This window comes from Bifidobacterium sp. UTCIF-38, from assembly GCF_006454495.1.
GTDB classification, from domain to species: domain Bacteria; phylum Actinomycetota; class Actinomycetes; order Actinomycetales; family Bifidobacteriaceae; genus Bifidobacterium; species Bifidobacterium callitrichos.
Genome location: NZ_JFAL01000006.1, coordinates 43,149 through 64,367, shown reverse-complemented (window position 1 = coordinate 64,367; position 21,219 = coordinate 43,149). Strand labels below are relative to the sequence as shown.

General features: G+C 64.5%; 17 protein-coding genes. 10 read left to right on the top strand and 7 right to left on the bottom strand.

Features of this window, described 5'->3' with window-relative positions; translation table 11 throughout:
- Nucleotides 1-16: 16 nt before the first annotated feature.
- From BW11_RS02585 to BW11_RS02575, 3 genes are all read right to left on the bottom strand, one after another.
- Complete coding sequence (locus BW11_RS02585) at nt 17-853, bottom strand: IspD/TarI family cytidylyltransferase (RefSeq protein WP_043164632.1); 837 nt, start codon at nt 851-853, stop codon at nt 17-19.
- Between the two features lie 544 nt (nt 854-1,397).
- Nucleotides 1,398-1,592, bottom strand: a complete 195-nt coding sequence (locus BW11_RS02580) for a hypothetical protein (protein ID WP_140444548.1) — start codon at nt 1,590-1,592, stop codon at nt 1,398-1,400.
- Between the two features lie 405 nt (nt 1,593-1,997).
- Nucleotides 1,998-2,930 (bottom strand): MurR/RpiR family transcriptional regulator, encoded by a 933-nt coding sequence (locus BW11_RS02575; RefSeq protein WP_140444549.1) that lies wholly within the window; start codon nt 2,928-2,930, stop codon nt 1,998-2,000.
- A 221-nt stretch (nt 2,931-3,151) separates the two neighbouring features.
- On the opposite strand from BW11_RS02575, the gene BW11_RS02570 reads away from it, so the two are divergent.
- The 3 genes from BW11_RS02570 to BW11_RS02560 all read left to right on the top strand — a co-directional run bounded on the left by BW11_RS02570 (nt 3,152) and on the right by BW11_RS02560 (nt 7,004).
- Nucleotides 3,152-4,726 carry an NCS1 family nucleobase:cation symporter-1 gene (locus tag BW11_RS02570; protein WP_140444550.1) on the top strand — a complete coding sequence of 525 codons (1,575 nt, stop codon included), beginning with the start codon at nt 3,152-3,154 and terminating at the stop codon, nt 4,724-4,726.
- 13 nt (nt 4,727-4,739) lie between these two features.
- Nucleotides 4,740-5,474 carry an aspartate/glutamate racemase family protein gene (locus BW11_RS02565; protein ID WP_140444551.1) on the top strand — a complete coding sequence of 245 codons (735 nt, stop codon included), beginning with the start codon at nt 4,740-4,742 and terminating at the stop codon, nt 5,472-5,474.
- A 90-nt stretch (nt 5,475-5,564) separates the two neighbouring features.
- Nucleotides 5,565-7,004, top strand: a complete 1,440-nt coding sequence (locus tag BW11_RS02560; protein WP_140444552.1) for a cation:dicarboxylate symporter family transporter — start codon at nt 5,565-5,567, stop codon at nt 7,002-7,004.
- 139 nt (nt 7,005-7,143) lie between these two features.
- Here the strand turns inward: BW11_RS02560 and BW11_RS02555 are convergent, their stop codons facing one another.
- Complete coding sequence (locus BW11_RS02555; RefSeq protein ID WP_140444553.1) at nt 7,144-7,773, bottom strand: hypothetical protein; 630 nt, start codon at nt 7,771-7,773, stop codon at nt 7,144-7,146.
- Between the two features lie 161 nt (nt 7,774-7,934).
- On the opposite strand from BW11_RS02555, the gene BW11_RS02550 reads away from it, so the two are divergent.
- The 7 genes from BW11_RS02550 (at nt 7,935) to BW11_RS02520 (ending at nt 16,133) form a co-directional block, all read left to right on the top strand.
- Entirely contained in the window at nt 7,935-8,435 is a 501-nt protein-coding gene (locus BW11_RS02550; protein ID WP_140476340.1) for a hypothetical protein, read from the top strand.
- Entirely contained in the window at nt 8,339-8,779 is a 441-nt protein-coding gene (locus tag BW11_RS11490) for a transcriptional regulator (protein WP_140444554.1), read from the top strand. The genes BW11_RS02550 and BW11_RS11490 overlap by 97 nt, the downstream gene beginning before the upstream one ends.
- Before the next feature lie 449 nt (nt 8,780-9,228).
- Nucleotides 9,229-10,482: an alanine--glyoxylate aminotransferase family protein gene (locus tag BW11_RS02540; RefSeq protein ID WP_140444555.1), complete on the top strand. Its 1,254-nt coding sequence runs from the start codon at nt 9,229-9,231 to the stop codon at nt 10,480-10,482.
- Nucleotides 10,483-10,526: 44 nt separating this feature from the next.
- The gene (locus BW11_RS02535; protein WP_140444556.1) at nt 10,527-11,849 is read left to right on the top strand and encodes a Zn-dependent hydrolase; all 1,323 of its coding nucleotides are present in this window, start codon (nt 10,527-10,529) and stop codon (nt 11,847-11,849) included.
- Between the two features lies 1 nt (nt 11,850).
- The gene (allB, locus tag BW11_RS02530; protein WP_258184510.1) at nt 11,851-13,275 is read left to right on the top strand and encodes an allantoinase AllB; all 1,425 of its coding nucleotides are present in this window, start codon (nt 11,851-11,853) and stop codon (nt 13,273-13,275) included.
- Between the two features lie 36 nt (nt 13,276-13,311).
- A complete protein-coding gene (locus BW11_RS02525; RefSeq protein WP_140444557.1) occupies nt 13,312-14,478 on the top strand; it encodes an acetamidase/formamidase family protein in 1,167 nt (388 codons plus the stop codon).
- Nucleotides 14,478-16,133, top strand: a complete 1,656-nt coding sequence (locus BW11_RS02520; protein ID WP_140444558.1) for an AtzH-like domain-containing protein — start codon at nt 14,478-14,480, stop codon at nt 16,131-16,133. The genes BW11_RS02525 and BW11_RS02520 overlap by 1 nt, the downstream gene beginning before the upstream one ends.
- 26 nt (nt 16,134-16,159) lie before the next feature.
- Here BW11_RS02520 and BW11_RS02515 read toward each other — a convergent pair whose 3' ends face one another.
- The 3 genes from BW11_RS02515 to BW11_RS02505 all read right to left on the bottom strand — a co-directional run bounded on the left by BW11_RS02515 (nt 16,160) and on the right by BW11_RS02505 (nt 21,152).
- Nucleotides 16,160-17,155, bottom strand: coding sequence for a polyphenol oxidase family protein (locus BW11_RS02515; protein ID WP_043164641.1), 996 nt, complete (start codon nt 17,153-17,155; stop codon nt 16,160-16,162).
- A gap of 66 nt (nt 17,156-17,221) precedes the next feature.
- Nucleotides 17,222-18,841: a U32 family peptidase gene (locus BW11_RS02510; protein WP_181162460.1), complete on the bottom strand. Its 1,620-nt coding sequence runs from the start codon at nt 18,839-18,841 to the stop codon at nt 17,222-17,224.
- Between the two features lie 1,639 nt (nt 18,842-20,480).
- Complete coding sequence (locus BW11_RS02505) at nt 20,481-21,152, bottom strand: LysE/ArgO family amino acid transporter (protein ID WP_107043944.1); 672 nt, start codon at nt 21,150-21,152, stop codon at nt 20,481-20,483.
- Nucleotides 21,153-21,219: the final 67 nt, after the last annotated feature.

Here is a 21,219-nt window from a genome sequence, read left to right as displayed (position 1 = left end):
TACCCGCGCCGAGCCGCTACCTGCGTGCCATCTGGGCCGCGGCGCCGCTCAGCAGCGCGTGCATGCGGGCCTTGGCCTCCTCCTTGGTCATGTGGTGCGTCAGATCGGCGGCGATGCGCTCGGCGACGGGGATGTCGGCCATCGTCGTGATCTTCAGGTTCGTCTCGGCACCGGCGACGATCGCGACCGGCTCGTCGGGCAGATAGTCGACGACGACGCGCGTGTCGTCGGTCGGATGGAAGTCGGGGTCGGCGGACGCCAGTTCGTACGCGTGGCGGATCGTCGCGAAACGGAACGACTGCGGCGTCTGCGCTCGGAACGTGTTCGGACGATCGGGCACGGCCTTGACGACCTTGCGATCGCCCAGATCCTCGGTCAGGAGGATCGTGTCGGTGGAGGCGAACGCGACGGTGGCGGCGTTGAACTGGTCGAGCGCGTCGATCGACCCGTCGATCGCGGACGGCGCGACGAACGGGCGGACCGCGTCGTGGATGAGGATCTTCGCGTTGTCGGGGATGCCCGCCTGCGCGAGCATGTCGAGCGCGGCCGCGGTGCTGTCGACGCGTTCGGCGCCGCCGTCGATGACGACGCGGACCTTGCCGTATCCGGCCTCCTCGATCAGCTCCTCGACGGTGGCACGCACCTTCTCGTTGACGACCACGACGATGTCGGTGACGCGTTCGCAGCGCTCGAACGCCTCGATGCTCCAGCACACGATCGGTTTGCCGCCCACGGAGACGAGCTGCTTGGGGTTGTCGGGGTCGAATCGCGTGCCGAATCCGGCGGCGAGAACCACGGCGACGACGGGCGCCGGGGCAGACTGGACGGGGGTATTCTGTTCTCTCTCGGTCATAATGACTCCAACCGTAGAACGAGGGGCGGGCGAGTGTGAGTCGGCTCACGGTGTCTGCACGGAATGTGTACGCGCACGGGGGCCTACTGGCGTCGTTCGTTGTTGAATTGACTGCCTCTCAGGTCTGCGTCACGCAGGTGTCGCACAGGCCTGCGTCAACTATCCGCCCGCCAAACAAATCCAGCCCGAGCGTCCAGTCCGGTCCGAGCCCATTGCGCCCGACCCCATAGGATCCGCCGCAGCAACCCACATTCCCCGCCCCATTGTGCCCGATCCCGCAGGATCCGACGTTATGGGAGCTTGCAAGGTCGGGGGAAAACGTCCGATCCTGTAGAATCCGTTGCAATAACCCGCATTTCTTGTTCCGTTACGTCTGATCCCGTAGGAACCGGCGTTGAGAGGGGTAGGGGAAATGACGAAAACGTCCGATCACGTGGGGGCCGATACGGTGTCCGGGGCGGATCAGGGATGAACGCGTGACAAGTCTGCCACTCAGCGCACGTCAATCGGTTGATGTTCGTTGAGTGGCAGAAAACCGTGCCGCTCAACGCGATTTCGGCGGTTTTTCACGTTCAACGGCAGACGCATCGGCGGCAGGGGCAGTTCTTGGAATACTGGCCATTGCAGAATCGTTGGAAAATAGCCATTTTGACAATGTGTCAAAAAGGCGGTGAGGCGGTAATGATGTATCGTCGTGCCGCTCAACGCCAAAAACACCGAAAAATGCGTTGAGCGGCACAGATGGAGGCATAGATGGAGGCACAGCCGGGCAGCACAGCAGGGGGTGCGACCGGGAGGCACAATTGGACGGCACAGCAGGGGCACAGACGGTCGGCATGTGGTCGGGCGGCGCGGCTGGGCGGCACAATTGAGTCAGCCTGTAATGGCGCGGCCGAGTGTCTGGCACCTCGCGTCGGAAGCGCATTTGGCCTCATTCCCAGCTCCCCTTGTCAGGACGTTGCTGTTGGCCAGGGCGTTACCCCACCCCTGTCGGGACGTTGCCATGGAGCAAACGGAGAAGCTGCTTGCAGGCAACATGCGAACCGACAAGACACGCGCGCAGCGCGTCCGTAATTGCATGACGAGCCGGCCCGCGAAGCAGGTCTGAGAGGCAGTCGATTCATCAATGAATTCACAACGGAAGCTACTGGCGACGGCGGGGGGATGACTCCAGTTCGCCCATGTCGTCGAACAGGCGATTGATCGCGCTGATGCGGGCGGCCGACTCCTCGGCCGGCAGACAGTCGGAGACGGCATCGACCAGCAGGGCGGCGAGCGCGAAGGCGGCCGTGTAGCTGGAGAGCACGTGCGAACTCAGGTCGGCCTCGAGGACGGTGATCGGCGGGGCGGACGCGGGCAGTGACGAGCGCACGGTGGCGTCGCCGATGACGATCATCGGCACCCGGGCGTCGGCGAGCGCGGCGACGAGGGCGGGGAACGTCGCTGGGCGGCGGCGCACGCCGATGACGATCGCGACGTCGGCGGGTCCGTAGTCGACGATCTCCTCGGCGATGGACTGGCCGGGCTGCGGCAGGACGCGCACGTCGGCGCGCAGCTGGATGAGCTGTTCGCGCAGATGCAGGGCGATCGGATATCCGTTTCTCAGTCCGATGACGCATACGCGGCGGGCGTTGACGATCGCCTTGGCCGCCTGACGTATGGACGTCTCGTCGAGTCTGGAGAAGGTGCGGCGCACGGCGGTGAGCTCGCGGTCCATATGCGAGGCGACGAGCCCGCCGGCTTCGTCGTCCTCGCCGACGCTGGCGAGTTCGGGCGATCCGGGCTGGTGGAAGCGACGCACGTCACGGCGGAACTCACCGGCGTTGGCGTAGCCGAGCTTGCGGTACAGGCGGCTCATCGTCGGCTGGGAGACGCCGCTCAGTTCGGCGAGTTCGGCCGAATTGCACACGAGCACGTCGGTCAGGTGGCCGAGGATGAATCGCGCGGCCTCCTGCTCGGTGGCGGTGAGCTCGTCGAAGGTCCGCCGGATGCGGTCGACGGCGGACACGTCGTTCGACGCGCCGGACGTGGCGCCGGACGTGGCATCGGGGTCTGAAAGATGGATTTCAGCGGTCATGAATCACACTGTTTCGGATGATTGTTTCCCCGGGGTAAACGGATGGGGCGGTTTCGAGTCCTGAATCGGGCTTCTCGGGACGGTATGTGTCATGCGGGTTTCCAAATCGGGCATGCGGAAAAGAAAACGAAATTTTCGGATCGGCGGAAGTGAAATATTAATTTCCGTTAATGATGGCAGGTCGAAAACCACAGCCGACCACAGAACGTAAGGAGCACGCGATGACCGCCATCACCATCGGACAAGTCAAGGAGCCGCCGGTACCGGAACCCGCAGAACCGGACGACGCCACCATCATCAAGGACGGATACGATCCGAGGCTGGCCAACGCCGACCTCGCGCCGCTCAAGCACCAGACGTGGTCGTGGTACAACATCTTCGCGTTCTGGATGTCCGACGTGCACTCCGTCGGCGGCTACGTGACCGCCGGCAGCCTGTTCGCGCTCGGCATCGCCAGCTGGCAGGTGTTCATCGCCCTGATCGTCGGCATCGTCATCGTCCAGGCGCTCGTCAACCTGATCGCCAAGCCCAGCCAGCGCGCCGGCGTGCCGTTCCCGGTGACGATGCGCTTCGTGTTCGGCGTCAAGGGCGCGAACATCCCGGCGATCATCCGCGGCATCATCGCGGTCGCCTGGTACGGCGTGCAGACCTACCTGGCCAGCGAGTCGCTCAACATCATCTTCCTCAAGTTCATTCCGGCGGCCCAGCCGCTCGCCACCGACTACTCGTTCCTCGGCCTGTCGGCGCTCGGCTGGATCTCGTACGGCATTCTGTGGGTGGCGCAGGCATGCGTGTTCTGGACCGGCATGGACACGATCCGCAAGTTCATCGACTGGGCCGGCCCGCTGGTCTACGCGGTCATGTTCGTCCTCGCGATCTACCTCGTGGCGCGCGCCGGCGGTCTCGGCGCCATCGACCTGAACCTCTCCAGCGGCAGGCCGATGGGCTTCATGGAGTCCATTCCGGTGATGATCACCGCCATCGCGCTCGTCGTCTCCTACTTCTCCGGCCCGATGCTCAACTTCGGCGACTTCTCCCGCTACGGCAAGACCTACGGCGCGGTCAAGCGCGGCAACTTCTGGGGCCTGCCGGTCAACTTCCTCGTCTTCTCCCTGCTGACCGTGGTGTGCGCCTCCGCCACCGTGCCGGTGTTCGGCGAGCTCATCACCGACCCGATCAAGACCGTCGAGCGCATCGACACCCCGTTCGCGATCCTTCTGGGCGGACTCACGTTCGTGGTGGCGACCGTCGGCATCAACATCGTGGCGAACTTCGTCTCCCCCGCCTTCGACTTCTCGCACGTCAACCCGCGCAAGATCAGCTGGCGCACCGGCGGCATGATCGCCGCGGTCGGCTCCGTGATCATCACCCCGTGGAACTGGTACTCGAACGATCAGGCCATCCACTACACGCTCGATCTGCTCGGATCGCTCATCGGACCGCTGTTCGGTATCCTCGTGGCCGGCTACTTCGTGGTCTCCCACCAGCGCATCGCCGTCGATGACATGTTCACGATGGATCCTCGCGGACGCTACTGGTACCGCAACGGATTCAACCCGAACGCGGTGCTCGCGATCGTGCTGGCCGGCGTGCCGTCCATCGTCTGCGCCGTGCTGCCCTCGCCTCTGAAGCAGATGGGCGTCATCGACGTGACCTGGCTGTCCAACTTCAGCTGGTTCATCGGCGCCGGTCTCGGATTCCTGTTCTTCGCGCTGCTCGAGGCCAAGCGCCCGCAGATGGTGCCGCTGGCCGCAGACGATCCGAGCGTCAACGACGGCGCGGCGATCAAGGACTGACCGGGGGCATCCCATGAGGATCAAGGTCATCAATCCGAACACCACGTGGTCCATGACCCGCACGATCGAGGCGGCGGCACGCGCATCCGTCTCGTCGGACGTCGAGATCGAGGCGGTCAGTCCCACGATGGGACCGGTGTCGATCGAATCGCACGCGGACGAGGCGTTGGCCGCCGTCGGCGTCATGGACGAGATCCGCAAGGGCGAGGCCGACGGATGCGACGGATACGTGCTCGCATGCTTCGGCGATCCGGGCCTGCACGCGGCGCGCGAACTCGCCTCGGGCCCGGTGATCGGCATCGCCGAGGGCGCGTTCCACGCGGCGAGCTTCCTCGGACGGTCGTTCGCGATCGTCACCACGCTCGGACGCACGCTCGGGCGGGCGCGCGATCTGGTCGACGAATACGGCTTCACGCGCGCATGCGTCGCCTACCGCGCATGCGAGGTACCGGTGCTGGGACTCGACGAGGACCCCGAGAGCGCGTATGCGGCGCTCAGGGCCGAATGCGAGCGCACGATCGCCGACGCCTCGCCCGATGCGATCGTGCTCGGATGCGCCGGCATGGCCGGCATGTGCGCCCGACTGCAGTCGGAACTCGGCCTGCCGGTGATCGACGGCGTGGCCGCGGCCACCTCCCTCGTCGAGGCGATGGTCCGCATCGGCGCGAAAACCTCCAAACGCGACGAGTTCGCCACCCCGCCCGCCAAGGAGGTCGTCGGCCTCCTCTCCCCCTTCACCCGCGACTGAGGTCACCTCCAACATCTTCCAACATCTTCCAACATCTTCCACCATCACAGAGCCCGCAGAGAGCTCCCCCATACAGCCAAGGAGCGCACGATGACCGCCATCACCATCGGACAAGTCAAGGAATCCGCACCAATCGCACCACGCACTGCAACCGGCGGCCCCGGCGGGTCCGGCAACGGCTCCGGCCACCCGCGCGCCTCCATCGGCGCCACGATCAGGGCGATCGCCGGATCCCTGTTCTTCCAGCTCGTCGTCGCGATCGTCGCGGGCATCGTCGTCGGCATGCTCTGGCCGTCATTCGCCGCACAGGTGAAGCTGCTGGGCGACGCGTTCATCGTGCTCATCAAGATGGTGATCTCGCCGCTGATCCTGCTGGTCGTCATCACCGGCATCGCGCGCATGGGCGACATCAAGGCCGTGGGGCGCGTGGGCGGCAAGGCGCTGCTCTACTTCCTCGCCGTCTCCACGTTCGCGATCGTCTTCGGCATGATCACCGGCAACCTCGTCCAACCGGGAGCCGGACTCAACATCGATCCGAATTCTCTGGACACCTCCGCGCTTGACGCCAAGACCAACGGGGCGAGCGCCACGACGTCGTTCTCCGCGTTCGTGCTGAGCGCACTGCCGTCGAGCATCTTCGACGCTCTGGCCAACAACAACATTCTGCAGGTGCTGGTGTTCTCCGTGTTCGCCGGTCTTGCGGTCGTCGCCGTCGGCCAGGAGAAGGTCAGGCCGCTGCTCGACGTCATGGATGCCGGACTTACCGTGATCTTCACCATCATGCGCTGGATCATGCGCGTGGCGCCATTGGGCGCGTTCGGTGCGATGGCGTACATCATCGGCCAGTACGGCATCGGCACGCTCGGCCAGTACGCCAAGCTCATCGCCGCCTGCTACGGCGCCGCGGTCTGCTTCGCCGCGATCCTGTTCCTCATCGCATGGGTCTTCGCCCGCGTGCCGCTCGGCTCCTTCATCTCCTACGCGCGCTCCGAATTCGGCACGGCGCTCGGCACCGCATCCACCGAAGCGGTGATGCCGCAGATCATCGAAAAGCTCATCGATGCGGGCGCCCCACGCGGTGTGGCCGGTCTCGTGGTGCCGACCGGATACTCGTTCAACCTCGACGGTGCGGCGATCTACCTGTCCACCTCGCTGCTGTTCCTCGCGCAAGCGTTCGACGTGCATCTGAGCCTCGGCCAGCAGCTGGTCGCGATCGGCGTGCTGCTGCTCACCTCCAAGGGCATGGCCGGCGTACCCGGTTCGGCGTTCCTCGCCCTGTCCGCCACGGCGACCGCATTGGGCATCTTCCCGGTCTCGGGCGTGGCGCTGCTGCTCGGCGCGGATCGCATCATGGATTCGATGCGCGTGTTCATCAACCTGCTCGGCAACTGCGTGGCGACCTTCGTGGTGGCCAACTGGGAGGGCGATCTCGACCACGAGAAGATGACGCGAGTCTTCGCCGCCGACAAGGCCGCCCGCCGCGGGAAGGCCGCGTCCGTCCGCGATCAGGAGGTCTGCGAAACCGCCTGATCGCAGGACTTGACGCATCCGAATTCTTCATGTCGACCAATTGGACGCCATGCCCAAAGGTCGACGAGAGCGCCTTCTTGTGTTTCACCCATTCTACGGGTGAAACACAATGGCGTAATCCCGCCGGAAAGCAACTACATCAGTACTTGCTTCTGCAGAGCCACAAACCAGACACGATGCCGGCAATACCAGCAACCGGGAATCCCGCCAATGCGCCGGCGACGCATCCCTCTGTCGCCGTGCCGGCGCAACCCGCAACGGCACCAGCGATAGCTCCCGAGATCCCATGGTCGGACAAGCATTGATACCAACCCTTCCTCGGCCAGCGGAATCCAAGGGTAGAAACCGTCGATGAAGCATCCTTACTCGCAATGAAGAGAGACGCTTGACTCGGGGATTCCACCACCCACTTACCCACTATGAAGTCGGGATTCTGCTTTTCGATCATCTCGGCATCGGTAGGAAGATTAGTCACCAGATTGCCAGCAGAATCAAGAATGTTGACGGACCCGTCCGATACCGATGCAACAGAGTTGCCGGCACCAAGCGAAAGCGTCAACCTGATTGCGGTTGAGCTCTGATTAGTATCCACCGCCAGCGCATAGGTGTGCGGCTTCAGCCGTTCTCCCGAATTCGTCGATTGCGACATGACGTCCGTGGCATATGAACTGCCAGTCGTCATAGAGGCATTTGCCTGCGAAGCCGGAACGAGCAATGCGATCGCGGCCAGCGATGCTGCGATTACCTTCTTGGAGTGCATGAGATTCATGACTTTATCTTCTTTTCTGCTGTGGTCTTCTTGGCGCAGCACTACGCACGATAACACAAAGGGAATAGTTGCAAGTTTGTTTTGTGTTGTATTTTCGGCAACTCTTGACGTACAGCCAATTTTTACTATAATAATAAGCGGTCGCATAAGGAGGCCCCATAATGATTGACACAAAACCCAGCGATATGGCACGTCAGATCCTGCAGGAGTCGCGTCAAGCACAACAGCGTCTGGATCCATCGTTGTCCAAACGTTACGGACTGGTTGTTCTCGCAGGCAGCATCCTTCAGATGCTGCTGTTTCTTGTCAGTGGAGTCTTTCTGGCAAACGATTGGTCCTGGGCGACGATATTCCTGTTTGCGGGGTTTGCAGTCGCACTCTCATTCTTCTGGACCAGGGCGGAGGCGCATAGCCGGCAGCTTATTCCCCATGGCGGGAGGAACTTGGAGAACTTTGCAAAGCACTGGCGTAACGCGCTGTCGCTAGCAGGCATCATACTCTTGGGAGCAACGGCATCGAAGGCCGGAATGCCCGTCGCTTTGGGCACCCCAAACCAAGGACTTGGATGGGCGGCCATCGTCGCATGCCTGTTGCTTGCAACAGCAGCTGCTCCTACCGTCGTCTTTGCCGTACACCTGCTGAAGAAGGGGAATCACCTGTGACATTAGCCGAGGACCTATCGTCTTGGGATAAGACCGTACAGTCTCCCATACGTTTCGCGCTGATGTCAATACTGTCCGAAGTGGATTCCGCGAATTACCGCACGCTGCGATCGGCATTGCAAGTATCAGCGCCGACATTGAGCAAACAGATCACCGTTCTCGAGGATGCCGGTTATGTTGAGGTGTCCAAAATCGCGCGCGGAAGGCAGGTACTTACCGAAGTATCCCTCACCGACAAAGGCTCCGCCGCGTATCGAAAACAGTTGGACATTCTCCAACGCCTCGCGTCGCCGTACGCCGAAACGAATGGCGATATATCAAACACCAACCAATTTGTCCAGTAGACCCCTACCAGTCGATCTCTTTCGCCCACCCACACTCGCGACTGAAGGCAACGGCGACTGCCAAGTAATCCTGTATCACCCCATAGGCGTCCGTTTCCCACCAACAGCATCTGAACTCTGGCGGGGAACGGACGCCTATCGGTTTCTTTGCGCCCGTTTCCCACCAGGATCCGACCCAGCCCACGGCAAACGGACTCGAATCCGGCTTTCGGCGTCCGATTCCGTTGAGTGCGGAGGCGTTCCCAGCGGAGAACGGACGCTCCATCCGCGCCCCGTCATCCCGCATCGCGAAAACTCACGTTAACATGAATGAAAAATTTCAGAATTGAGGCAGTGCTGAAATAATTTTCATCACGACGGGGTCCGATGAATGGAAACCATGCACGGACCCGCCCCAAGGAACACGAACCGCATCCTCACCGAGGATTCCCGCCAAGGAGATGAGCGATATGTCAGTCACCACCGAAGAGACCATCGACACGTCCAAGATCAAGCCCGTCAACCCGCCGCACCGTCTGCTCATGGCGCCCGGCCCGGTCAACGTGGATCCGCGCGTCCTGACCGCGATGAGCAAGCCCACCGTCGGCCAGTTCGACCCGTACATGTTCAAGGTGATGGGCGAGGTGCAGGCGATGTTCCGCACCATCTTCAAGACCCGTAACCAGCAGACGATGGTCGTCGACGGCACCTCCCGCTCCGCCATCGAGGCGGCGCTGGTCTCCGTGCTCGCGCCCGGCGACCCTGTGCTCGTGTGCTGCGCCGGCCGATTCGGCATGCTGCTCAAGGAGATCGCCGAACGCGCCGGCGCCGACGTGCACGTCATCGAACGCCCGTGGGGCGAGGTGTTCACGCTCGCCGAGATCGAGGAGGCGATCAAGGAGGTCAGGCCGAAGCTCGTCGCCACGGTCCAGGGAGACACCTCCACGACGATGTGCCAGCCGCTCGAAGGCCTGGGCGACATCTGCCACAGGTACGGCGCACTGCTCTACACCGACGCCACCGCGAGCCTGGTCGGCAACGACATGCAGGCCGACGCGTGGGGACTCGACATCGTCACCACCGGCATGCAGAAGTGCCTCGGCGGCCCGTCCGGCTCCGCGCCGATCACGGTGTCCGACCGCGCGGTCGAGGTGATCAACGAGCGCCGCAGCATCGAGGCGGGCGTCGCCAACGCCGGCGAGATCGCCCCGGACGAGGATCGCATCCACAGCAACTACTTCGACATGGCGCAGATCTTCGACTACTGGGGTCCGCGCCACCTGAACCACCACACGGAGGCCACACATGCGCTGTACGCCGTGCACGAGGCCGCACGCATCGTGTGCGAGGAGGGCATCGACAACGCGATCGCCCGCCATGCGCTCAACGGCAGGGCGATGTCGGCCGCCATCGAGGGCATGGGCCTGAAGCTGTACGGCGACCAGTCCCACCGCATGAACGACGTGGTCGGCGTGGTCATCCCGGAAGGGGTGGACGATGCGGCCATCCGCGCGCAGCTGCTCAACGACTTCTCCGTCGAGATCGCCTCCTCGTTCGGCCCGCTCAAGGGCACGATCTGGCGCATCGGCGTGATGGGCGTCAACGCGCGCAAGGACGCGGTCCTGACCTGTGCGGCGGCGCTCGGCAACGTGCTCGAACGCAACGGCGTCAAGGTGAGCACCGACAAGGGCATCGAGGCGGCGCTCGAAGTCTACGGCGAGTAATCGAAACAACCACACATCACACGCAACTGAACCGAGGCAATCAAATGAGCGCAGCGCAGTGGGCCGAGGACGCGGCCCGGACGATCATGGACCGGTGCGATCAGCTGGCCACACTGACCAGCATGAAGGACGGCATCGAACGCACGTACCTGTCACCGCAGATGGCGAAGGCCTTCGAACTGGTCGGCGGCTGGATGAGGGACGCCGGACTCAAGGTGAGCATCGACCCGGCCGGCAACCTGCGCGGCCGCGCCGAAGGCGAGCGCGACGGACTGCCCGCGCTGGTGCTCGGCTCCCACCTCGATTCGGTGCCCGACGCCGGCAAGTACGACGGCATCCTCGGCGTGATCACGGCGCTGTCCGTGGCGGAACATCTGGTGAAGTCCGGCGAGACCGCGACGCTGCCGTTCGCCCTCGAGGTCGTCGGATTCGGCGACGAGGAGGGCGCGCGATTCGGCGCGACGCTGCTCGGCTCCTACGCGCTCGGCGGCGGCTGGAACGACGAGTGGCTCGATCTGAGAGACGCGGACGGCGTCACGATGCGACAGGCGTTCCGCGATTTCGGTCTCGACCCCGATCGCGTCGCCGAGGCGGCGCACACCACCGAGGACGCGATCGGCTATCTCGAGTTCCATATCGAGCAGGGGCCGATCCTCGAGCAGAGGGACCGCGCGCTCTCGTCCGTCAGTTCGATCGCCGCAGCCTCGCGCTACATGGTGACGATCCACGGCCTGAGCTGTCATATCGCCACCCCGTACGATCTGCGTCACGACGCGCTGACCGCGGCGGCCGAGATCATCACCGGCATCGACCGCATCAGCCGCGAGGCGGGCACGCGCGCGAACGTCGGCGAGATCAGCGCCGAGCCGGGCGGCGTCAACGTGATCGCCGGCAAGACAACGTTCAGCCTCGACCTGCGAGCCGGTACCGACGAGCTGCGCGACGAGACGTTCGCGAGGATCTGGGATATGGCCACCGACGTGTGCGAGCGCTATCACGTGACGATGGATCGCGAGTGCATCCACACCGCCGACAGCGCGCAGTGCGACCCGTTCCTGCGCTCCTGCATCGAGGAGGGCATCGAACAGTCGGAGGGCAAGGAGGCGTTCGGACTGATCAGCTATCCAGGCCATGACGGCATGGCCGTGGCCGGGCTGCTGCCGATCGCGATGCTGTACGTGCGATGCAAGGGCGGCATCAGCCACAGTCCGCTCGAATCGGTGCGCGAGGACGACGTAGCGTACGGTGCCGACGCGTTCGCGCATGCGATCGAGAACGTCGCGACGCGACTGCGTGCGGCGGCCGATGAGGCCGAAGCCCGGTCCGCGGCGCTGAACGCGGACGTCGTGCTGGCGATGGAGGCGTGAGATGAGCGGGATGAACGACGTCGACCTGAGGATCACCGGCCGGATGCTGCTCGGCGGAACCGTGGTGAACGGCACCGTGCTAGTGAACGACGGACGGATCATTTCGGTGACGCGCGGCCGTGGGCTGGACGACGAGGATGAGGCGCAATCGGCAGCCCCCGTCGCCGCCCGCGAGACGATCGCCCTGCACGACGACGAGGTGCTCATCCCCGGCATTGTGGACACGCACGTGCACATCAACGAGCCAGGTCGCACCGAATGGGAGGGCTTCGACCATGCGACCCGCGCGGCCGCGGCGGGCGGGGTGACGACCGTGCTCGACATGCCGCTCAACTCGAATCCGCCGACGCTGACCGTCGATGCATTGAACGTGAAGAAGGCCTGCGCCGAGCATAAGGCGCACACGCAGCTCGGCTTCTGGGGCGGCGTCGACGAGACGAATCTCGGCATCGGCATGTTGAAGCGCCTGTGGGATGAGGGCGTGTTCGGATTCAAATGCTTCCTCTCCCCCAGCGGCGTCGACGAGTACGGTTCGCTCGCCTACCCGAAGCTGGAGGCGGCGATGCGCGAGATCGCGTCCTTCGGTGGCCAGCTCATCATCCACGCCGAGGATCCGCGCGAGCTCGCCGCGCACGGCGGACATGTGACCGACTCGTATCGCAGCTTCGCCGACTCGCGTCCCGCCGAGTGCGAGGCGCACGCGGTGGCGCAGGTCGTCGAGGCGGTCGAACGCACCGGGTGCCGCACGCATCTGCTGCACATCTCCTGCGGCGCGTCCCTCGACGTGATCCGCGAGGCCAAGGCCAAGGGCCTGCCGATCACGGCCGAAACCTGTCCGCATTATCTGACGATCGACTGCGATCACATCCCCGACGGGAACACGGCGTTCAAATGCTGCCCGCCGATCCGCAGCCTCGACGAGCAGGATGCCCTGTGGACCGGGCTCGTCGACGGAACGCTCGATTTCATCGCGACCGACCATTCGCCTGCGACCGCCGCGATGAAGGCCGGAGGTCTTGCGAAGGCGTGGGGCGGTGTCTCCAGTCTGCAGGTCGGGTTCCGCGCGGTGCTGACCGAGGCGAAGCGTCGTGGATTGGGGCTGGCCGACGCGGTGCGTTGGATGAGCGAGAACACGGCCCGTTTCGCCGGATTCCATGATCGCGGTGCGATCGCGCCGGGCATGCGCGCCGATCTGGTCGTCATCAGGCCGGACGAGCGGTTCACCGTGCATGCGGACGAGCTGCTGAGCCGCAATCCGATCAGCGCGTTCGACGGCCGCGTGCTCGACGGCGTCATCAGCCGTACGATGATCGGCGGGGTGACGGTGCATGCGGATGACTTCAACGAGGCCGGCGATCCGGCGAATCTGATTCGTCGGCCGTACGCGACGGAGGAACCGGCACCGTCCGGTTCCGAACGGTCCTGAACGGTTCTGAACGGTTCCGAAAGGGCAAGGAGCGATATGACACGCATTCTGCAGACCGGCGTCGACGTGCCGGCGGACGCGAACTATGTGACGTCGACCCCCGACCACGTGCTGTGGGGACGTCTGCCCGCGAGCGGCGACATGGCATCCTCCGGTCGCGTGGTCGGCGAGGTCGAACCGGGCGGCAGCATCGTCATTGATACGGTGAGTCATGAGGGGCTGCTGCCGGACCAGGGCAGTGATCCGATCGCCTATTTCGGCTCGCACGGCGTGCCGGCCGACGAGGTGCTCGACGACGCGGCGGCGATCGTACGCGAGGCGCCGCGCGATCCTGACGCCGACGGCCCGCATGTGGTCACCGGCCCGATCCGCGTGCCCGGCGCGCATCCCGGCGATCTGCTGGCCGTCTCGATCGTCAAGCTCGAGCCGCGCGTGCCCTACGGCGTGATCTCGACCCGACACGCGCGCGGCGTGCTCGCGAACAGCACGGACTTCGACGGCGATTACGGCCAGTTCTGCCGTGCCGACGAGGAGACGGGCACCGCTTGGTTCCGCGTCTGCCCATCCGCCGCGGACGGCCCGGCCGTGCGATTCCCGATGCGGCCGTTCCTCGGCATCACGGGCGTGACGACGGCCTGCGAAACACGGCCGAGCTCGATCCCGCCGGCCGAGTTCGGCGGCAACATCGACCTGAACGACCTGACCGAGGGCGCGACGCTGTTCCTGCCGGTGCAGGTCGAGGGCGCGGGCCTGTACGTCGGCGACCCGCACTTCGCGCAAGGCAACGGCGAGGTGGCGCTGACGGCGCTTGAGGCCTCCCTGAGGGCCACGCTGCATGTCGAGGTCGTGCCAGTCTCGCGCGCGAAGTCGCTGTTCGGCCGCACCGATCTGCCGTTCGCGGTGGCGCACGGTGCGCTCATTCCGCTGGGGCTCGGCGACACGCTCGACGACGCGCTCAAACAGAGCGTCGAGCACACGATCGACATGGTTTCGACGCTGTTCGGCCTGCCGCGTCATCAGGCGTATCTGCTGCTGTCGGCGACGGTCGACTTCGACGTGACGCAGGCGGTCGACATCGTCAAGGGAGCGCACGGACTCGTGAATCTTACGATGTTCCGCGACTGCCCCGGATACGATGAGGCGATCGCCGCGATCGGATCGTTCACGGCTGAATCAGTACGCATCGACATGAGGAGACAGTGATGGCGATTTCGGCTTCCAAGGCCACGAGCGCGCCCGCATTCGACAATGCGGAGACGCTTGACCCGGCGCTGCGCACGGCGATCGAACGCTACGAGCGCGCGCTGATGGCGAACGACACGGATACGCTTTCCGAACTCTTCGCGGACAATCCCGACGACATTCCGGTCGTGCGCTCGGATGGTGCGGGCATGCGCGTGGGACACAATGCGATCACCGCGTTCCGCGCCAAGCGCGGCGGCGCTCCCGCCCGCAGACTGCACCGGCGCGTGGCGCGTCAGCTGGATGCGGACAATGCGGTCGTCGTCTCCGAGTTCGACAAGGTCGCCGGCGGCAAGGTGATCCAGACGCAGGTGTGGATGCGGATCCACGGCGAGGCCGCCGGGACGGCAGGTGCGCAGGACGCCCATCGAGGCGCGCGCGATGCGTCGGGCGTGCCGGGCGTGTGGCGGATCGTCGCCGCGCATCTGACCTACCCCGCTCCCGCGCTGGACCGGCGCGTGTGGCGCGTGGCGGGAACTCCGCTGATGCCCGCGGCCAAGCAGGGTCCGTTGAGCGGCATGGGCGTCGCGGTCAAGGATCTCTACGCCGTCGCCGGGCAGCGCATCGGCGCGGGCAATCCCGATTTCCTCGCCGACTCCCCCGTGTGCGAGACGAACGCCGACGCGGTGGATATGCTGCGCGACGCGGGCGCGTCGATCGTCGGCATCGCGCAGACGGACGAGTTCGCGTATTCGCTGGCCGGTGCGAACGTGCATTACGGCACGCCACCGAATCCGAAGGCCCCGGACCGCATCAGCGGCGGCTCGTCGTCCGGTCCGGCGTCGGCTGTGGCGCTTGGTCAGGCGCAGATCGGTCTCGGCACGGACACCGCCGGTTCGATCCGCATTCCCGCGTCGTATCAGGGGTTGTGGGGCATTCGCACGACGCATGACCGCATCAGCCGCAGGGGCATCCATCCGCTGTCCGACTCGTTCGACACGGTCGGTTGGATGACACGCGATGCGCAGACGCTGGGATTCGTGGCCCGCGCGCTGATGCCGGATCGCGAATCGGGAGACGCGATCGACGGGCTCGCGATCGCGACGGACCTCGATCCTCTCGCCGAGCACGATGTGCGCGAGGCGTTTGAGGCGTTCCGCGACACGGCGCTGCGCAAGAGCGGCAAACAGGTGGACAACGCCGGCATCACGCCGAACATGCTCGACGAGCTGCTCGCGATCTTCCAGGTCGTGCGCGGGTTCGAGGCGTGGCGTGCCAACGGCGCGTGGATCTCGAGGCATTGGGATTCGCCGGCTCCGGAGATCGCCGAGCGGTTCCGCCATGATGCGACGATCGGTGAGGACGACTACAGGCGCGGGTGCACGCGTCTCGAACAGGCGCGTACGCTGGTGCGCGGCATCATCGGACGGCATGCGCTGCTCATCCCGTCGGCGTCGTCGGTGGCGCCGTTCCTTGTCAACAACGGGGATGTGACGATGGTCGAGCATGCGCGCGCCCAGACGCTGCGGCTCACGTCGATCGCGGGCGTCGGCGGTCTGCCGGCGGTGAACATCCCGCTGGAGACCGCCGACGGCCTGCCGTGCGGCGCATGCCTCATCGGCCCCGCCGGTTCGGACAAGACGCTGATCGAACTGGCGAAGGAGCTGTACCGGTAGGGGCCGGCCGCGAGGGCAACCGGTGACTAGTGACGCACGATGAGGGCGAGGAGGCGCCCCTCGTGCGTCTTGCCGGCCTTGGAGGCGCGGCGGTGGGAGTACCACAGCGGGTTCTCGAGGGTGCACATCGAGTGGTTGATCGCGCCGATGCGTTCGGCGAGCTCGGCCGGCCCCTCGCCGTCGGTGCGGCACAGTTCGGCGAGCTCCGTATCCTCCTCGAGGTATTCGGTGGCGGCGTGGACGCGCGGCATCGAATCGACGACGTGGCTCACGCCGGCGAAGGCGAGGTCGATCATCGCGGCTTCGGCGATGTCGATGCCGGCGCCGCCGAATCGGGTCGTGGTCCGGGTCAGCGGGAAGCGCTTCTCGAACGTGTCGGCGATCTCGTCGCCGACCTCGTAGCAGTCGCCGCAGATGCGGGGGCCGAGCGTGGCGACGATGCGGTTCGGATCGGCGCCCTTGAGCTTCATCAGGTCGACGGTTGCGCCGATCACGCCCTTCTCGAGACCGCGGCGGCCGCAGTGGGCGGCGCCGATCACGCCGGCCTCGGGGTCGGCCATGAGCACGGGCAGGCAGTCGGCGGCGAACATGCCCAGGGCGATGCCGGTGCGCGTGGTCACCTGTCCGTCGGCCTCCTTGACCTGCGGCGCGGCGGAGTCGGCGGCATCGCCCGTATGATTCGTGCCGGAGACGTCGAAGCCGAACGGGGTGTTGATCTCGAAGGCGCTGTCCACGTCGACGGCGATGCCGGAGTGGACCTGCGAGACGAGCGAAAGTCGGGCGCCGATCGCCTCGGCGAGGGCCACGCGGTTGGACAGCACGGCCTCCGGGTCGTCGCCGGACTTGCCGCCCAGGTTGAGGTTGCCGTAGTCGCCGGTGCTCAGGCCGCCGAGTCGGGTGGTGTAGACGACGGTCACGCCGGGGGCGAGCGCGATCGGGATGGTCACCGGGATCGGACGGCCGTCGCGGTCGGTGGAGCTGATCTTGTTGGAGTCGATGATCGTATCGTCGTATTCGCTCATGTGGGTTCTCCTTACGGTCGAAGTCAGTCGAAGTCAGTCGAAGTCTTGGCGATGATGGATGCGGGGCTATTCGGCCTTGAGGGTCGGATGCTTCGTGCGCGAGCGGATGGCGGCGTTGTCCGGCACCTCGTGCGGGCATGGCAGCGAGAACACGTGCGCCGGATTGTTGATCGCCGAGACCGGCACGCCGTCGGCGTCCTCGAGTCCGCGGGCCGGCACGGTGTAGACGAGCGGAGGCTCGCCGGGCAGCACGAATTCGACGAGCTGGCCGGGTTCGATCTTGTTGCGGCTCATGATGGTGACTCGTCCGCCGCGCTCCGGGCTCCACGAGAGCACCTCGCCGACGACCATCCACGCGCGGAAGTAGGCGGAGCGGTTGGTGTTCTGCGTGACCTTGTGCTCCGGGTAGTAGAAGCCGGTGGAGTAGTCGCGGTGGGCGACCTTGTCCGGCTCGTCGAGCAGCCAGTCGGGCAGGGTGACGTGTTCGGCGGGGCGGACCTTCGCGTGATGCCAGCCTTCGGGCAGCACCTCCTCGCGCGTGTTCGACTTGCGGCGTGCGGAGCGGGCCTTGTAGCTCAGTTCGTCGAGTTCGGCGCCGCCGGCGGAACGGGCCGCGGCGTCCTCGGTCGGCACTGTCGGCGCGGTCGGCGCGGCATCGCCCGCGAACTCCAGCCCGATGTCGCCTCCGGGCACGCCGGCGAACGCCTTGTCGGCGTCGCGTTCGATCCGATCGGGCTTCTCGCCGATCGAGGCGGCGTAGTCGGGATCGCTCTCGCGGATCACGCGATCGCGGAACGGCTGCAGCACCGTGCCGTCGGCGGTTTCGAAGCCGCGCTGGACCATGTACTCGTTGACGGCGGTCTTGTACGCGTTGGTCATCGCCGCGATGTAGTAGGCGGACTTGGAGCGACCCTCGATCTTGAGGCTCGTCGCGCCGGAGTCGATGAGATCGTCGATGTGCTCGAGCATGCACATGTCCTGCGAGTTGAACAGGTATGCGCCTTCCTCGGTCTGTTCGATCGGGAAGTACTGTCCGGGGCGCTTCTCCTCGACGATCGAGTACTTCCAGCGGCAGGGCTGGGCGCATTCGCCGTGATTGCCGTCGCGGCCGGTCAGGTAGTTGGAGAACAGGCAGCGGCCGGAGAACGCCATGCACATCGCGCCGTGGACGAAGCATTCGATGTCCATGTCGTCGGGGATGCGGGCACGGATGTCGCGCACGGCCTCGAGATCCATCTCGCGCGCAAGCACGACGCGGCGCGCGCCGAACTCGTAGAGAGCCTGCGCGGCACCGTAGTTGGTGACGCCGGCCTGCGTGGAGACGTGCAGTTCGACATCGGGGGCGATCTGATGGGCCATCATCATCACGCCGATGTCGGTGACGATCATCGCGTCGATGCCGGTGTCCTTCAGCTGGCCGATGTAGTCGCGCATCGCCTCGACCTCGGCATTGCGGGGCAGTACGTTCAGAGTGACGTAGACGCGCGATCCGCGCTCGTGCGCATAGCGGGCACCCTCCTCGAAGTCCTCCAGGCTCAGGTTCTTCGGAGCGGAGCGCATGCCGAAGGCCTTGCCGCCGCAGTAGACGGCGTCGGCGCCATAGTCGACGGCGGTCTTGAGCCCGCGCAGATTGCCGGCCGGGGCAAGCACCTCGGGCTTGCGGCGCATATGCAGATTCCTACTCATGTCCTCGTTCATCACCCCAACAGTGTAGCGAGAACGGTGTAGCGGTGTATGCGTCGGCGTTGACATCTCACCGTTATGCACATATAATGGAAATGTGCTCAAAGGAGAACAAAATGCATCGTTATATTTCTTTTTTGTCACACTTTTTATGCTAGCAACCATCTGCACAGTGCCTACTTCAGCTAACGCTACAGAGTATTGCAACGACCAAATTCAGGCACAAGCGATAAGCAGCACTGATGGAATAATTCTACGACAGCAAAAATGACTTGGATCTACTCCACGACAGCCGGAGGAGGAGGCATGTTGTATTTGCAATGCGCCGTTGTCGGTTATGACAATATCTGTTCTTCAAGGTATCAATGAGGCATATTATGGGAGCTTTAATAGGAGAAGCCGTTATCGGCATAATGGCATTCAGCGTTATCGGCATAGTAGTTTACGCTTTTATAAAAGCATTTAAGAAGCATTAATAAAAAAGCGCCATACAGGATCGCAAGAAAAACAACGAAAGAATCTATCTTCACAGAAGATATGCCCTGTACGTGAGCCAGCATCTGCGCCGCCCTAGTGTCCTGCGCCGTAAATTCGTTGTTGAATTGACTGACTCTCAGACCTGCTTCGTGGGCCGGCTCGTTCCGCAATTACGGACGCGCTACGCGTGCGTCATGATGCCCGGCTGCGTCGCCTCGGCCATGCCCGCCCCTATCCGTGCCATTCAACGCAATTTCCACCGGTTTCGGCGTTGAGTGGCACGACGATGCGTCATTGCCGCCTCACCGCCTTGTTGACATGTTGTCAAAATGGCTGTTTCCCAACGATTCCGCGATAGTCGATATCGCAAGGACTGTCCCTGCCGCCGATGTGTCTGCCACTGAACGCGGAAAAACACCGAAATCGTGTTGAGCGGCACGGTTTTCTGCCACCCGACGAACATCAACCGATTGACCTGCGCTGAGTGGCAGACCCCTCACGCATCCGTCCCCGATCCGCCCCGATCGCCGTATCGGATCCTATGGGATCGGACGTTTCCACAACCCCGCAGGCCCCCATAACGTCGGATCCTATGGGATCGGACGTAATGGAACAAGGAATGGGGGCTTTCGCAGCGGATCCTATGGGGTCGAACGTTTTCCCAGCCTTGCAGGCCCCCATAGCGTCGGATCCTATGGGATCGGACGCGATGAGGCGAGAAATGGGGGTTCTCGTGGTGGATCCTATGGGATCGGACGCAATGGGCTCGGACCGGACCGGACGCTCGGGCCGGATTTGTTTGGCGAGCGGATGGTTGACGCAGGCCTAGTGTCGCACTTCAGAAATTCGTTGATCCCGTTCTCGGCTCCTCTCGTCGGGACGTTGCCGCGAAGCGAACGGCGGAGCTGTTTGCGGGCGACGTGCGAGCCGACAGGCAAGCCGGCACGACGCGCGCATAGCGCGTCCATAATTGCAGAACGAGCCGGACCGCGAAGCGAGTCTGAGAGGCAGTCAATTCAACAACGAATCTACGGCGCAGGATACTAGGAACTCCTTTGGGACGGCGCAGATGTTTGCGAAGCTAGTGCGACACGGATCGGTTCAGATCCTTCACAGGGGCTAGCCCGACAAGGCGCGAACAGACCCCGCGACGCGCGGGGATGCATCACAGGACGGCAAGCACGAAGTCGACGAGCAGCTTGATGCCGTAGAGGGTGATGACGCCGCCGCACACGCGGTTGAGCACGTCGATGACCTTCGGGCTGAACTTGTGCGCGAACGCGTTGACGACGAGGGTGACGCCGAGGAACCACAGCACGGAGGCGGTTTCGACGCCGGTGATGAACGGCGTGGTCTGGCCGGCGTTGAGCGTGGCGGCGAACGCGCCGAGCATCAGCGTGCCATCGATGATCGCCTGCGGGTTGAACCAGGTGACCGCGCAGGCGGTGCCGATGGTGTCGAGCAGGCCGCGCATGCCGAGATGCTTGGACGGAGCCGACTGGTCGGCCGGAGCGGCGGCCGAAACGGGTTCGGCCCCGGCCGCATCGCCCTGCCGCTTCCGCTTCGGCAGCACGAGCCCCATGCCGATGCGGATCACGACGAGGCCGCCAAGGCCGAGCACGATGGTCTCGAGCCACGGGTTCGCCTGCATCAGCGCACCGATGCCGAAGAAGCAGGACAGGCTCAACGCCATATCGAAGAAGATGACGATGAGCGCCGTGATGAGCGCGTTGCGGCGCGTGCGCGTCAGCGCCGAATTGATGACGAACAGATTCTGCATGCCGATCGGCGCGATGTACGCCAATCCCATCGTCAGTCCCTGAATGTACAGGCCCATCGTCCACTCTCCCCACGTCTTCATGTTTGGCTGGACCATACACACCCAGCCAAACCAGCCAAATGAA